Below are 14281 nucleotides of genomic sequence, written 5' to 3'. Positions count from 1 at the left end.
TATATCACATTGAAATTGGAGGTATCCGGATGGGCAAAGGCGCACTGGCGCTGCTGATCAATGGCGGCTCGGAAAACTGGTCGTCGGCGCGCTGGAAGGCGCGATTCGACACGGCCTGCCCGGACCGCCCCGTGGTGCTGCTGCCGGACGGCGCGCTCGATCCCGCCGAGGTGCACTATGCCGCGGTGTGGAAGCCGAAGCCGGGCGAACTCGCGGCGTTCAAGAACCTCCGCGTCATCTTCAATCTCGGCGCCGGCGTCGACGCGCTGATGGCCGACCGCTCGCTGCCCGATGTGCCACTGGTGCGGGTCGCGGTCGGCGATCTCACCGACCGCATGACCGAATATGTCGTGCTGCATGTGCTGATGCATCACCGCCAGGAGCTTTACCTGCGGGAGTCGCAGCGAGCGAAGCGCTGGGCCCCGGACTATCAATGGGCGGCAAGCGCGATCACTGTCGGCGTGATGGGGCTCGGCACGCTCGGCGCGGCCTCGGCGCATGCGCTGCGCGCGCTCGGCTTCCGCGTCGTCGGCTGGAGCCGCAGCGAGAAGCGGATCGACGGCGTCGCCTGCCACCACGGCACCGAGGGGCTGGACGCGTTCCTGCGCGAGACCAACATCCTGGTCTGCCTGCTGCCGCTGACGCCCGATACCCGCCACGTGCTGAATCGCGACGCGTTCGCGAAACTGAACCGCGAGAGCCCGCTCGGCGCGCCCGTCATCATCAATGCCGGCCGCGGCGGATTGCAGAACGAATCGGACATTTTGCGCGCACTCGACGACGGCACGCTGGGCGCCGCCTCGCTCGACGTCTACGAGACCGAGCCGCTGCCGCAAGACAGCCCGTTCTGGAGCCATCCGAAGGTGGTGCTGACGCCGCACAACGCCGCCGACACCGACGCCGACGAGATCTCGAAATACGTCGCTCAGCAGATCGCGCGCTTCGAGCAAGGCGGAGAGTTGGAGAACCTGGTCGATCGCACGCGGGGGTATTGAGGCAGTGTCGTCCCTGCGAAAGCAGGGACCCATAACCACCGATGCTTATCGACGCGCGATAGTGGAACGACGAGTCTGTTTCACTACACCGGCCGCGGGGTATGGGTCCCTGCTTTCGCAGGGACGACCATGTTGATGGAGCAGCGCTTCGCTGGCGAAGCGCAACTCTCGGCCAAGGCCTCAACCCATCTCGGCAACGATCTCCGCGAGCCGGTCGTAGGCGGGCTCGACGCCCTTGTCGATGCCGGAATTGAGATGACCGTCACGGGCCTCCTTGGTGGGATGGCGGATGGTGGTGGTCAGCGTAGTGGTGCCGCCTTCCTCGACGAAGGTCGAGATGACGAGATATTCGTCGCTGGTGAAGCCCGGCATCGCAAAGATCTCGCCGAATGCCAGCCGCTCCGGGCGCACCACTTCGCGATAGGTGCCGGTGAGGATGTGCTCGACGCCGTCGGACGACCGGAACACGAACCGGTAGGCGCCGCCGACGCGCAGGTCGATCTCGCACACCGGCATTGTGAGCTGCTCGCAGCCGAGCCAACGCACGACGTATTCGGGCTTCGTCATGGCGTCGAACACGAACCGCCGCGGCGCGTCGAACTGGCGCGTCATGGCGAACTCGAAATCCGACGGGGTGGTGATCCTCAGCGTCTTATCCACGCGTGCGTCCACGTTGCTTCTCCTTCTTTACTCTGACTTTACGGGTGGTGTGCGGCGGGGCCTTTGCGGCCTCCTCCGCCTTCATCTCCTCGAGCAGACCGTCGAGGCGGTTGAAGCTCTCGTCCCAGAAGCGGCGGAAATTCCCGAGCCAGCCATCAACCTGCTTGAACGAAGCAGGCGCGATGCGGCACGGCCGCCACTGCGCCTCGCGCCCGCGCGAGATCAACCCGGCATGCTCCAGCACCTTCAGGTGCTTGGAGATCGCCGGCAGGCTCATGTCGAACGGCTTTGCCAGCTCCATCACCGAGGTCTCGCCGAGCGCGAGCCGCGCCAGGATCGCGCGCCGGGTCGGATCGGCCAGCGCCGCGAAGGTCGAAGTGAGGGGATCGAGCGGCATGTACTTAGCTCATCGGTTAAATAACCTATGGGTTAAATACGACCGAACGGCGGGTCGCGTCAACGGCCAATTTTGGCCGCTGACGCAGGTGTGAACCGTTCAGGATGTCTTGCGCGCGAAGGTGACGTGGGTGGCGTTCGGGCTCGCGACATGCGAGACGACGCCATAGCCGAGCGCAGGCAGATCGAGGCCCGCGAACAGATTCTCGCCCGAGCCGAGCAGCACCGGCGACAGCGCCAGTTGCACCTCGTCGAGCAGACGTGCCTGAAGGAATTGGCGCACCAGCGACACGCCGCCACCGACCCGGATGTCCTTGTCCCCCGCAACGGCGCGCGCCCGCTCGAGCGCGGCGTGAATGCCGTCGGTCACGAAATGAAACGTGGTGCCGCCTTCCATTTCGATGTCAGGCCGCGCGTGATGGGTCAGCACGAACACCGGCGTGTGATACGGCGGATTGGCGCCCCACCAGCCCTTCCAGGCATGATCCGGCCACGGCCCGCGGATCGGGCCGAACATGTTCCGCCCGAGGATCCAGGCGCCGATATTTTCCATCGCTTTGCGCGCAATCTCGTCATCGAGCCCGGTGCTGCCGCCGTCCTGGCCGAAGGTCTGGCGGAACGTCCGCGTCTGGAGGAACCAGCCGGGCAACACCATGCCGCCTTCGCCGAATGGATTTTCGAGGCTCTGACGCGGTGCCGCGCCAAATCCGTCGATCGAGACCGAGAATGCCGAAGTCCTGACTTTTCCCATGATATTCCACTTCCGTAGGTTGAGAGACCTTACGGAAGACGGGCGGGAAAAACAGCACCCGACATTTGCTGCCGAAGAAACTTCGCCGCCTCTATTTGGCCGCGCACAGCACATCGAGGGCGCCCTTCACGATCGCCTCGAGTTCCCCGCGCGGCACGCGGGCGCGGGCACGGATCGCGATGGTGTGGATGGTGGCGGAGGCAAGATGCGCCAGTGCCGCCGGATCGGCACCCTCAGGCAGTTCGCCGCGCTCCTTGGCATGGCGGAAGCAGATGCCGAACGCCTTGTCGAGCTCGGTCAGTCCCTCCACCACCATGGTGCGGATACCAGGATCCGACACCGCCTCGGATGCTGCGGTCATCACCGTGAAGCAGCCGCGCGGGCCGGACTCGCCGGAGAGATAGATGTCGAGCGCGATGCGATAGATGCGCTCCAGCCGCTCGCGCAGCGGCGCATCGGCGCGGAAGATGTCGACCATCGCCGCGCGCGCGTCGTCGCGGTAGCGCTGGTAGCTCTTGATGTAGAGCTCGCGCTTGTCGCCGAACGCGCCATAGAGGCTCGGCCGGTTCATGCCGGTCGCAGCACTCAGATCATCGAGCGAGGTCGCGGCGAAGCCGTCGCGCCGGAACAGATCGAGCGCCTTGCCGAGCGCGACCTCGGGCTCATAGGCGCGCGGCCGCCCACGGCGCTTCGGCGCGACCGGAGCCTCGATTTTGGCAGCAGATGGCGGCCTCTTACTTTTTTGTACCATTTCGCACTTAATTCCTTGACGCCTTCAATATTATCCAAGACAGTACAAAAATCAACAACGGCCGGGACATCCGCGCCAGACCGCCCCAAGGAGGCACCAATGGACCTTTATTTCTCGCCGCTCGCCTGCTCGATGGCGACCCGCGTCGCGCTCTATGAAGCCGGCCAACCGGCCAACTATCTCGAGGTCGATCCGAAGACCAAGCAGGTGCGCAACGACGGCTCCGACTTCAACAAGGTCAACCCGCTCGGCCTGGTTCCGACGCTGCGCACCGACGACGGCGTCGTGCTGACCGAGAACGCCGCGATCCTGCAATATGTCGCCGACCAGTTCCCGCGCGCCGGCCTCGGCACCGCGTCGAACGCCGAGCGTTCAAAGCTGCATCAATGGCTGTGCTTCATCGGCACCGAGTTGCACAAGGGCCTGTTCCTGCCGCTGCTCGACAAGAAGGCGCCGCCGGACGCCAAGTCCTACGCGCTGGAGAAATACGTCTCGCGGCTCGACTATGTCGAAGACCACCTGAAGGGCCGCGAGTATTTGCTGGATCATTTCAGCGTCGCCGACGCCTATCTCGTCACGGTCATCAACTGGACCATGGCGACGCCGCCGATCGAGCTCGCGAAGTGGCCGGCGCTGAAGGCCTATTACGAGCGCCTGCGCACGAGGCCGGCGGTCGCCAAGGCGGTCGCGGAGGAGTTCGAACTCTACAAGGCCGAAATCGCGCGCCACAAGGCGGCGGCGTAAGCACACTGCGCCCCCTCTCCCCCGTTCTTCACGGGGAGAGGGTTAGGTGGGGCTGCTTCCGCATGCGCTGCCTGCTGTTACGTCAGCAGCCTCGGCAAATCGAAAGCTTCCGCTTATCGAGCTCCCCGGCTGTAGGCTTCCCCTTCCCGCCGAGAGGGGACGGCACCTCAAGAAATACCGGCATGAAGTATTTCCATTCATCGTAATATTCCGCCGGCAAGGAATATGGCTGGCAGAGCGTGATCGCTTGCAGCGCGCTCTTGCGATAGGCCTGGGAGTAGTCGGACACGGCTGGACTGTTCTGCGACGACACCGACGGTTGCTCCGCCAGCGAGCCCTCGCGCGTCAGCTTGATCTCGAGAACCAACTTTATGTTCGCTGCCTCGTCCCCAACGGGGGCAGGTTTACGCCAACACTTGGCGACCTGAGTGCGAAACAGCGCCCCCCATTTTGCGGAATGGTCTGCGCTGCTCTGCGCAGCCGCGGGCTGGGCAAGATTGAGGGCGGTCGCGAGCAGGCAGCCCGCGAGCGCAATGACTCTAGAACGTTTAATTGGCATGTAATGGGTCCGGCGGACGCGGTGAGGTTGCAACGCCGACCAGCATAAACCAGTGCTCATCGAGACGCGCAAACGTTTTCGATGAGTCCCCACAACGACCCGTAGCCCGGATGGAGCGCAGCGCAATCCGGGATCGATCTCACCGCATCAGAGACTGCCCCGGATTTCGCTTTCGCTCCATCCGGCCAACGAAGAGCGGATCAAAACGGCTCCTGCCCCAACCCGGGCACATCGGCCGGACGCGGGCCCGGCGCGGGCCAGTGGAAGCGGCGGTCCTTCTCCGCAATCGCGATGTCGTTGATCGAGGCCTCGCGGCGGCGCATCAGGCCGTGCTCGTCGAACTCCCACTGCTCGTTGCCGTAGGAGCGAAACCAGTTGCCGCCGGCATCGTGCCATTCGTACTGGAAGCGCACCGCGATGCGGTTGCCGTCGAACGCCCAGAGATCCTTGATCAGGCGATACTCCCGCTCCTTTTCCCATTTACGGGTCAGGAAGGCCACGATCGCTTCGCGGCCCTCGAACACCTCGGAGCGATTGCGCCAGCGGCTGTCCTCGGTATAGGCGCCGGCAACCCGAACCGGGTCGCGCGAATTCCAGGCATCCTCCGCCATGCGCGCCTTCTGCGCGGCGGTCTCGCGGGTAAAGGGCGGCAGTGGCGGGCGTGACATCGGCGATCCCTCGCGGTTGTTTTGTCACGCGCAAATCTATCGTCGCTGGATAAAGAGTCGATGGGGCGTTTCCTATCGCCCGATAGTTAGGCCAGATCGGCCTTCATCAGCGCGCGGATAGACTTCGGAATCGGTTGTGCCCTGCCCTGACTGACGAAGGCGACGCGCACCTGCGCCTTCACAAGCACGTCATCGCCGCGCCGGACCTCCTGCGCGAGCATGATGGAGGCGCCCTTCACCGCGATCGGCCAGGTCACGACGTCGAGCATGTCGTCCATCCGCGCGGGCTTCAGAAAGTCCAGCGTCATCGAGCGCACCACAAAGGCGAAGCCGCCGGTCTCCTCCTGCGCCTCCTCGAACAGCGCGTTCTGTTCGGCGCCCATCAATCGGAGATGATTGGTGCGCCCGCGCTCCATGAAGCGCAAATAATTGGCGTGGTAGACGATGCCGGAAAAATCGGTGTCCTCGTAATAGACACGGACCTGCATATGATGTCGGCCATCGCGGATCGCGCCGTCGATATGGGGTAAGGTCAATTGCGGCCCCTCGATTGCCCTCGTCAGAACAATCGTTTTGCGCAAATTGCGCGATCACGCAAGCGCGATCAGGACACCACCGGCCCCTTTGCGCCGAGCGTGACCTGCACGATCTCGGGCGGCACACCGAGGCGGAACGGCATGATGCTGCAGCCGAGGCCGCCGGAGACGACGACGTCGCATTTCAGCTTGATGTGGCCATAGGCGAGCCGCATGCCGTGCTTCACCGGCACCGCGGGCGACCATCCGAGCAGCCGGATCTGGCCGCCATGGGTGTGACCGGACAGCTGCAGCGCGACGCGCGAGGGCACGCGGAGCGCGACGTCCGGCTCGTGCGCGAGCAGGATCACCGGCGCGTCGTCGGTGACTTTTGCGAGCGTCGCGTTGAGATCGTCGACGCCGATACGCCGGACCTCGCGATAGCGCCGCGCCGGCATAAAGGCGAGTTGGTCGCCGAGGCCGGCGAGCCAGAACGGACGGTTATCCTTGGTGAGCCGCACCGCGTCGTTCTCGTAGACCGGAATGCCGGCGCGCTCCAGCGCACGACGCGCGACGGGTGTGCCCTGACCCAGGCGCTGCACCGTCTTGTCCTCCCAGTAATCGTGATTGCCGAGCACGGCGTGCACGCCGAGCGGCGCCTTCAGATCCTTGAGCACCGCGGCCCATTCGGAGGCCGGAATGAAGCGGGTGACGTGGCGCAGCCCGGCGACATAATCGCCGAGCAGCACGATGATGTCAGGGTTCAGCGCATTGGTTCGCTCGACGATCTCTGCGACGCGATCGAGCGACATCCAGGGATCGCAGGCGTGAATGTCGGCGAGCGCGGCGATCTTGAGCGGAAAGTCCGAAGGCCATTGCCGCGGCGACAGATCGTAACGCGTCAGCGTAAGACGGACGACCGGCTCGCTCAGGCCATAGGCCGCGGTCGAGGCGGTGGCGGCGGTCAATCCGCCGGCGGTGCGCAGAAAATGTCGACGTGAAATCATGGACACTTGATCGGTGATGCCTGGTCCATGATAGGCCCTTTGATTGGAGCGAAATTGGGCCGCGTTTGTGCAGACGGCCTGCAGAGACGTCGCGATGGTTAGCGCGCAAGGTTACCGCGCGGCGCGATGCGCTGCGTCAACACGTCTGTTCACGTCTTCGAGAGCGCGTGCCTCAATCCTCGTCGCCATTGCCGCCGAACAGGCCGAACTGCGAGGGATCCCGGTTCGGCTCGGCGAGGCCGAGATGACGGAAGGCATGCGAGGTCAGGAGCCGGCCGCGCGGGGTGCGTTGCAAATAGCCGCACTGGATCAGATAGGGCTCGATGATGTCCTCGATCGCATCGCGTGGCTCGGATAGCGCGGCCGCCATTGTCTCGACGCCGACCGGACCGCCGCCATAGTTCAAGGCGATGGTGGTGAGATAGCGCCGGTCCATCGCATCGAGCCCGGCGCTGTCGACCTCGAGCGCGCTCAGCGCACGATCGGCGATGCCGCGGTCGATGGCGTCGGCATCCGCGGCGGAGGCAAAGTCGCGCACGCGGCGCAGCAGGCGGCCGGCGATGCGCGGCGTGCCGCGGGCGCGGCGCGCGATCTCGTTGGCGCCGTCGGGGCTCATGCCGATGTTCAGCACGCGGGCGCCGCGGGTGACGATCTTCTCCAGCTCTTCCACGGTGTAGAAATTGAGCCGGATCGGAATGCCGAAGCGGTCGCGCAGCGGATTGGTGAGCAGGCCCGCCCGCGTCGTCGCGCCGACCAGGGTGAATTTCGACAGCTCGATCTTCACCGAGCGCGCTGCGGGACCTTCGCCGATGATCAAATCGAGCTGGAAGTCCTCCATCGCAGGATAGAGCACTTCTTCGACCGCCGGGCTCAGGCGATGGATCTCGTCGATGAACAGCACGTCGCGCTCTTCCAGATTGGTGAGCAGCGCCGCAAGGTCGCCGGCCTTCGCGATCACGGGACCGGAGGTGGCGCGGAAGCCGACACCGAGCTCGCGCGCGACGATCTGCGCCAGCGTGGTCTTGCCGAGGCCCGGAGGCCCGACGAACAGCACGTGATCGAGCGCCTCGCCGCGCTTCTTGGCGGCTTCGATGAAGATCGAGAGATTCTTGCGCGCCTGCGCCTGGCCGACGAACTCCGTTAGCGACTGCGGACGCAGCGCGGTGTCGCCGACATCGTCGGAGCGGCGTTCGGGCGTGACGATGCGCGAGGGCGTGTTCATGTTCGCAGACCAATACAACGCAAGCCACGTCGGTGGTGGTTAGGCTCCCCTCCCCCTTGTGGGGAGGGGTTGGGGAAGGGGGGCCACACGAAGACTGCCGCCGCGGCACCCCCCTCCCTAACCCTCCCCCACAAGGGGGGAGGGAACGCAGTGACGCGCCCAGCGTGAATGATGCACGATATCGAGCGCAGGTTCACTTCGACAATTCCTTCAGGCCCAGCCGGATCAGCTGCGCGGTCTCGGCGCTCTCACCGGCGCTGCGCGAGGCGGCGGCGATGGCGGCGGCGGCCTGCGGCTGGCCGTAGCCGAGATTGACCAGCGCGGAGATCGCATCCGTCACCGGACGCGGCGCGCGGTTGTTGTCGATCGCACCCGAGAGCTGCACCACCGCCGGATCGACATCGGCAAAGCCCGGCGCCTTGTCCTTCAATTCGCTGACGATGCGCTCGGCGACCTTCGGCCCGACCCCCGGCGTGCGCGCCACCGCCGCCTTGTCGCGCAGCGCGATGGCGTTGGCGAGATCGGTCGGCGGCAACGTGCCGAGCACCGCCAGCGCGACCTTGGCACCGACGCCCTGCACGGTCTGCAACAGGCGAAACCATTCACGCTCGAGATCCGAGCGGAATCCGAACAGCTTGATCTGATCCTCGCGGACATAGGTTTCGATCGAGAGCACGGCCGCGCCGCCCGGCTGTGGCAGCGCTTGCAACGTGCGGCTCGCGCAATGCACCTGATAACCGACGCCGCCGACATCGAGGATCACGTAATCCTCGCCATAGGAATCGATCAGGCCCTTGAGCTTGCCGATCATAGGTTCGCCACCCTGAGGCGCAGCGCGATGCTCTGGCGGTGATGGGCGTGGGTGATCGCAATCGCGAGCGCGTCGGCGGCGTCGGCGGACGGCGGCTCGGCTTTCGGCAACAGGATCTTGAGCATTACCTGGATCTGATTCTTCTCGGCATGACCGGCGCCGACCACGGTCTTCTTGACCTGGTTCGGCGCGTATTCGGCGACCGAGATACCGAACATTGCGGGCGCCAGCATGGCGACGCCGCGGGCCTGGCCGAGCTTCAGCGTGGCAACGCCGTCCTTGTTGACGAAGGTCTGCTCGACCGCGGCCTCCGCCGGCCTGTAGTCGCCGAGCACGGCGGCCAGTCCCTCATGGATCGCGAGCAGCCGGCTCGCCAGCGGCAGATCGTCCGGGGGTTCGACTGAACCGCAGCCGATATAGACCAGACGGTTGCCCTCGGTCTCGATCACGCCCCAGCCGGTGCGGCGGAGACCCGGATCGATACCGATGATGCGGACAGGAGAGCGAATCGGCTGCGATGTCATGGGGTAGTGATACCGCCTGCGCCGGGAGAACGAAACACAAACGGGCGCTCGTCCCCTGCCGCGGTCGCCGTCGGCCCCGCTCGTCATCCCGCCCTTGCTCGTCATCCCCCGCGAAAGCGGGGGATCCAGTACGCCGCGGCCTCTCGGATCAAATGACGGTCTCTGGAATACTGGATCGCCCGGTCGAGCCGGGCGACGACAGCGGGAGTTTGAGACGATGAACGAGGCTCTTACCCGCCCATCTTCGCGAGCAGCGCGTCGGACACCTCGAAATTGGCGTACACGTTCTGCACGTCGTCGTGCTCGTTGAGCAGGTCCATCAGCTTCAAGAGCTTTTCGCCGGTCTCGTCGTCGACCGCGACGGTGTTCTGCGGCTTCCAGGTCAGCGCCGCCTTGCGCGGCTCGCCGAACTTCGTTTCCAGCGCCTTTGCGACTTCGCGGAAGGTGTCCTGCGAGGCGTAGACCTCGTGACCTGCCTCGCTGGAAACCACGTCGTCGGCGCCGGCCTCGATCGCGGCATCCAGCATGGCGTCGTCGGAAGCGACCTTGGCGTCGTATTCGATGATGCCGGTGTGGTCGAACATGAAGGCGACCGAGCCGGTTTCGCCGAGATTGCCGCCCGACTTGGTGAAGAACGAGCGGATGTCGGAGGCGGCGCGGTTGCGGTTGTCGGTCAGCGCCTCGACGATGACGGCGACGCCGCCGGGGCCATAACCCTCATAGCGGATCTCGTCATAGTTCTCGCCCTCACCGCCGATCGCCTTCTTGATGGCGCGGTCGATATTGTCCTTGGGCATGTTCTCGGCGCGGGCCGCGACCACGGCGGCGCGCAGCCGCGGGTTCATCGCGGGGTCCGGGGTGCCGAGCTTGGCCGCGACGGTGATTTCGCGGGCCAGCTTGCCGAAAAGCTTCGACTTCTGGGCATCCTGCCGGCCCTTGCGGTGCATGATGTTCTTGAATTGGGAATGGCCGGCCATGCGACGTCTCTTCGAGCGTAGGGTCTGAACAGGGGTGGAAAACGCGGCCTTATAGGCCCCTGGCGGTCAAAATCAAAGGTCGGCAGGGGCCGTCCGGCCCGGGAATACTACCGCAAGCCGGAATATGAGGCACTTGTTAACCATGACTTCATGCCCGGATGCGAGGATCGCCCCGTCCCGCCGCAACTTTCCAAGAGCCCCCCATGGCGTTCGGTTTGTTTCGAAAGCAAGAGCCGGAGCCGGCTGCGTCGGCCGCCGCGCAGGTTCCGACCGCGGTTGAAGCCTCGACCGAGACTGATTCGGCCAAGGATTCGTCAAAGGAAATCCTGGAGCTGCTGGAACTCGAACTCGGCGCGATGATCCGCCAGCTCGAGCGCGCCGCAGGCTCGGTGGCCGACGGCGCTGAGGCAACGGCAGCCAAGCTCGCGACCATCCGCGCCCGCACCGACGCGCTGACCGGCCGCAGCAGTGATGCGCAGAGCACCGCGACGACGTTCTCCGAAGCCGCCGACCGCTTCACCCATTCCGCTGAAGGCATCGGCGCGCAAGTGCGCAGCGCCAGCCAGCTCGCCGACGATGCGGCGGCGGCGGCGCGCGAGGCCACCGCCAATGTCGATCGGCTGCGCGAATCCTCGGCCGCGATCGGAAATGTCGTCAACCTGATCGCGCAGATCGCGCGGCAGACCACGCTGCTGGCGCTCAACTCGACCATTGAAGCGGCGCGCGCCGGCGCGGCCGGCAAGGGCTTTGCGGTGGTCGCCACCGAGGTCAAGGCGCTCGCGGTACAGACCCAGAGCGCGACGGAAGAGATCACCCGCAAGATCGAGGCGTTGCAAAAGGACGCCACCGGATCGGCAGACGCCGTCCACCGCATCTCGCAGGCGATCGAAAAGATCCGTCCGGTATTCGAGAACGTCAACGGCGCCGTCGCCGAGCAGAACCAGATCACCGGCGAGATGGGCCAGAACGCGGCCTCCGCCTCCCACTTCATCGTCTCGGTCGGCACCAGCGCCGGCGAGATCGATTCGGCGACCCAGGAAGCCGCCGCGCATGGCGACAATGTCGCGAAGGCCGGCAAGGCGGTGACCGCGTTCGCCCAGAAGCTGAAGGCGCGCTGCGCGGTGCTGCTGCGCCAGGACGAGCGCGGCGATCCGCGCAAGAACGAGCGCCTGCCCTGCAGCCTCACAATCGAGATCACGACCGCGCGCGGCATCGTCACCGCGCCGGTCTACGAGATCGCGATGGACGGCATCCTGATCGGGGGCCCCGATGCCGAGAAGCTGCCGACCCATGAGACGCTGACCGCGACCTTGCAGGACGTCGGCGCCTGCCGGATCAGGATCGGCGACCGCAGCAAGGCCGGCACGCAAGCGCGCTTCGAGGCCGCGACCGCCGAATTGCGCGAAAAGATCGAAGACCGGATGTGGGCGATCCACGAGGAGAACGCCGAACTCGTCACCCGCGCGATGGAAGCCGGCCGCGCGCTGAGCAGGCTGTTCGAGGACGGACTGGCAAGCGGCGCGATCACGATCGCTGACATGTTCGACACCGGCTATGTCGAGATACCGGGCACCAATCCGGTGCAGTACCGCACCAAAATGCTCGATTGGGCGGATCGCGCGCTGCCCGCTCTGCTCGAGGCGTTCCTCGCCAAGGACAAGCGCCTGGCGTTCTGCGCGACGGTCGACCGCAACGGCTATCTGCCGGTCCACAACAAGATCTACTCGCAGCCGCAGCGGCCGGGCGACGTGGCTTACAACAGCGCCAATTGCCGTAATCGCCGCATCTTCAACGATCCCGCGGGCCTCGCCGCCGCGCACAATGAGCGCGCCTATCTGGTTCAGAGCTACGCGCGCGACATGGGTAACGGCACCACCGTGATGATGCGCGAGATCGACGTGCCGATCCGCGTGCGCGGCCGGCACTGGGGCGCCTTCCGCACCGCTTACAAGCTTTGATGGTTTCGTAGCCCGGATGGAGCGAAGCGCAATCCGGGATTCTGATCCACTGGCACATTGGCCCCGGATTTCGCTGCGCTCCATCCGGGCCACGCAGTGCACGCTCAGGCAAGACCGCCTGCGCGAATCACGCTTTAGATCGAGATGGGGAATGCTGCAGCGGCGCGACGGGCGGCTGTAACGGAGGAAACGCGACATGTCGGCGGCGCAGCTTGCAGTGCTGGATACGTCATCGAACCGGACGCTGGCCGAACGGCTGGTCGACCAGCTCGCCGACCGCATCGGCGGCCTCGGGGTCGAGCTTGCCGACATAGCCGGCAACGTCCAGGAGGTCGCGAACCGCGTCTCCAGCCAGTCGGAGCGGTTCCATCATTTGCAGGAGACCGCCGAGATCATGGTCTCGGCCAATCACGACATCGCCAACGCATCGCAGGCGGTGCAAACGACCGCATCCGCCGCGGTCGGCCAGATCGCTGAGTCGCGTCATGCGGTCGAGACGGCGGTCGGCCATATCGCAGAGCTCGTCGCAGCGGTCGGACGGATCGAGGCGCGGCTCGCCGCGGTCGGCTCCGCGCTGAACCAGGTCGCCAAGGTCTCCGGCTCGATCGAGGCGATCGCCAAGCAGACCAATCTGCTCGCGCTCAACGCCACGATCGAGGCGGCGCGCGCCGGCAATGCCGGTCGCGGCTTTGCCGTGGTCGCGAGCGAGGTGAAGAACCTTGCCGAGGCGACCCGCCAGGCGACCCATCAGATTTCCGACACCGTGCGCGATCTCGACGGCCAGATCGGCAGCCTGATCGGCGAGAGCAGCGACGCCTCGCTGCGCGCCAAGAGCGCCGGCGAAGGCGCCCAGCAGATATCGGGCATCATCATGCGGGTGCAGGAGGGCTTTTCATCCGTCGGCGCCGAGATCGGCAGCGTGGCGCGCGCCGCAACCTCCAATCTCGGTCATTGCGACACCGTGATCGCGGAGCTCAACGAGCTCGCCAAGGGCGTCGATCTCTCCTCGCGCGACCTCAAGCACGCCGACGGCCGCGTCGCGAAGCTGCTCGAGCTGTCCGAGAGCCTGATCGTGACCATCGCCGACAGCGGCGTCGAAACCAGCGATGCGCCGCTGATCCGCGTCGTGATCGACACCGCGAAGCAGATCTCGGAGCTGTTCGAGAAGGCCATAGCAAGCGGCGAGATCACGCTCGCGCAATTGATGGACGAGAATTATCGCGAGATCGCCGGCACCAATCCGAAGCAATATCTGACCGACTATGTCAGCTTCACCGACCGCGTGCTGCCCGCGATCCAGGATCCGATCCAGAAGACCGATCCACGCATCGTGTTCTGCGTCGCCTGGGCGCGCAGCGGCTATCTGCCGACCCACAATCCGAACTACCGGCTGCCGCAGGGACCGGACCCGGTGTGGAATAACGCCAATTGCCGCAACCGCCGGCTGTTCAACGACCGCGCGGTGAGCAAGGTCGCGGCCAACACCAAGCCGTTCCTGCTGCAGACCTATCGCCGCGACATGGGCGGCGGCAACTTCGTGCTGATGAAGGACGTCTCGTCGCCGATCGTCGTGAACGGCCGCCACTGGGGCGCGTTCCGGATGGGTTTTCGGCAGAGCTAGGCTAACCCTCGCCGGCCCTGCCAAAAAATGGAAAACAACCCCATGCAAAGTAGCCGGCGGCTGCCCGCGCTTGGCACTGCCCTTGACACGTCGGGCAACTCAGACGTATTTTTCTATTATTC

16 protein-coding genes are annotated in these 14281 nt (G+C 65.4%); 4 read left to right on the top strand and 12 right to left on the bottom strand.

Translation table 11 applies throughout. From position 1 onward, the window contains the following. The first annotated feature begins 29 nt into the window (after positions 1 to 29). A complete protein-coding gene (locus tag BraRD5C2_RS03290) occupies positions 30 to 995 on the top strand; it encodes a 2-hydroxyacid dehydrogenase (RefSeq protein ID WP_223966802.1) in 966 nt (321 codons plus the stop codon). Positions 996 to 1175: 180 nt separating this feature from the next. On the opposite strand, the gene BraRD5C2_RS03285 is transcribed toward BraRD5C2_RS03290, so the two are convergent. The 4 genes from BraRD5C2_RS03285 to BraRD5C2_RS03270 form a co-directional block, all read right to left on the bottom strand. Beyond that, a complete protein-coding gene (locus tag BraRD5C2_RS03285) occupies positions 1176 to 1655 on the bottom strand; it encodes an SRPBCC domain-containing protein (RefSeq protein ID WP_223966801.1) in 480 nt (159 codons plus the stop codon). After that, positions 1648 to 2052 (bottom strand): ArsR/SmtB family transcription factor, encoded by a 405-nt coding sequence (locus BraRD5C2_RS03280; protein WP_223966800.1) that lies wholly within the window; start codon positions 2050 to 2052, stop codon positions 1648 to 1650. Before BraRD5C2_RS03280 ends, BraRD5C2_RS03285 begins: the two co-directional genes overlap by 8 nt. A gap of 99 nt (positions 2053 to 2151) precedes the next feature. Continuing rightward, on the bottom strand, positions 2152 to 2802 hold the full coding sequence (locus BraRD5C2_RS03275) for a dihydrofolate reductase family protein (RefSeq protein ID WP_223966799.1): 651 nt from the start codon (positions 2800 to 2802) through the stop codon (positions 2152 to 2154). Positions 2803 to 2893: 91 nt separating this feature from the next. Further along, positions 2894 to 3553: a TetR/AcrR family transcriptional regulator gene (locus tag BraRD5C2_RS03270; RefSeq protein WP_223966798.1), complete on the bottom strand. Its 660-nt coding sequence runs from the start codon at positions 3551 to 3553 to the stop codon at positions 2894 to 2896. A gap of 99 nt (positions 3554 to 3652) precedes the next feature. Here BraRD5C2_RS03270 and BraRD5C2_RS03265 point away from each other — a divergent pair, with 99 nt between their 5' ends. Beyond that, complete coding sequence (locus tag BraRD5C2_RS03265) at positions 3653 to 4297, top strand: glutathione binding-like protein (protein WP_223966797.1); 645 nt, start codon at positions 3653 to 3655, stop codon at positions 4295 to 4297. Positions 4298 to 4379: 82 nt separating this feature from the next. Here BraRD5C2_RS03265 and BraRD5C2_RS03260 read toward each other — a convergent pair whose 3' ends face one another. From BraRD5C2_RS03260 to BraRD5C2_RS03225, 8 genes are all read right to left on the bottom strand, one after another. Further along, positions 4380 to 4856 (bottom strand): hypothetical protein, encoded by a 477-nt coding sequence (locus BraRD5C2_RS03260; RefSeq protein WP_223966796.1) that lies wholly within the window; start codon positions 4854 to 4856, stop codon positions 4380 to 4382. 200 nt (positions 4857 to 5056) lie between these two features. Then, positions 5057 to 5524: a nuclear transport factor 2 family protein gene (locus BraRD5C2_RS03255; RefSeq protein ID WP_223966795.1), complete on the bottom strand. Its 468-nt coding sequence runs from the start codon at positions 5522 to 5524 to the stop codon at positions 5057 to 5059. Between the two features lie 86 nt (positions 5525 to 5610). After that, positions 5611 to 6060, bottom strand: a complete 450-nt coding sequence (gene ybgC, locus BraRD5C2_RS03250) for a tol-pal system-associated acyl-CoA thioesterase (RefSeq protein WP_021076499.1) — start codon at positions 6058 to 6060, stop codon at positions 5611 to 5613. A 68-nt stretch (positions 6061 to 6128) separates the two neighbouring features. Continuing rightward, the gene (locus tag BraRD5C2_RS03245) at positions 6129 to 7046 is read right to left on the bottom strand and encodes a metallophosphoesterase (protein WP_223966794.1); all 918 of its coding nucleotides are present in this window, start codon (positions 7044 to 7046) and stop codon (positions 6129 to 6131) included. A 172-nt stretch (positions 7047 to 7218) separates the two neighbouring features. Continuing rightward, positions 7219 to 8268 carry a Holliday junction branch migration DNA helicase RuvB gene (gene ruvB / locus BraRD5C2_RS03240; RefSeq protein ID WP_212313983.1) on the bottom strand — a complete coding sequence of 350 codons (1050 nt, stop codon included), beginning with the start codon at positions 8266 to 8268 and terminating at the stop codon, positions 7219 to 7221. A 193-nt stretch (positions 8269 to 8461) separates the two neighbouring features. Continuing rightward, complete coding sequence (gene ruvA, locus BraRD5C2_RS03235) at positions 8462 to 9079, bottom strand: Holliday junction branch migration protein RuvA (RefSeq protein ID WP_223966793.1); 618 nt, start codon at positions 9077 to 9079, stop codon at positions 8462 to 8464. Then, positions 9076 to 9603 (bottom strand): crossover junction endodeoxyribonuclease RuvC, encoded by a 528-nt coding sequence (ruvC, locus tag BraRD5C2_RS03230; protein ID WP_223966792.1) that lies wholly within the window; start codon positions 9601 to 9603, stop codon positions 9076 to 9078. The genes ruvA and ruvC overlap by 4 nt, the downstream gene beginning before the upstream one ends. Before the next feature lie 230 nt (positions 9604 to 9833). Continuing rightward, positions 9834 to 10580: a YebC/PmpR family DNA-binding transcriptional regulator gene (locus BraRD5C2_RS03225; protein ID WP_223966791.1), complete on the bottom strand. Its 747-nt coding sequence runs from the start codon at positions 10578 to 10580 to the stop codon at positions 9834 to 9836. 203 nt (positions 10581 to 10783) lie between these two features. Between BraRD5C2_RS03225 and BraRD5C2_RS03220 the strand changes: the two genes are divergently transcribed. Further along, the gene (locus tag BraRD5C2_RS03220; RefSeq protein WP_223966790.1) at positions 10784 to 12538 is read left to right on the top strand and encodes a methyl-accepting chemotaxis protein; all 1755 of its coding nucleotides are present in this window, start codon (positions 10784 to 10786) and stop codon (positions 12536 to 12538) included. A 196-nt stretch (positions 12539 to 12734) separates the two neighbouring features. Further along, positions 12735 to 14159, top strand: coding sequence for a methyl-accepting chemotaxis protein (locus BraRD5C2_RS03215; RefSeq protein WP_223966789.1), 1425 nt, complete (start codon positions 12735 to 12737; stop codon positions 14157 to 14159). Positions 14160 to 14281: the final 122 nt, after the last annotated feature.

The organism is Bradyrhizobium sp. RD5-C2 (genome assembly GCF_019972155.1).
In the GTDB taxonomy this organism is placed as follows: domain Bacteria; phylum Pseudomonadota; class Alphaproteobacteria; order Rhizobiales; family Xanthobacteraceae; genus Bradyrhizobium.
This window is presented reverse-complemented; position numbering and strand designations above follow the sequence as displayed.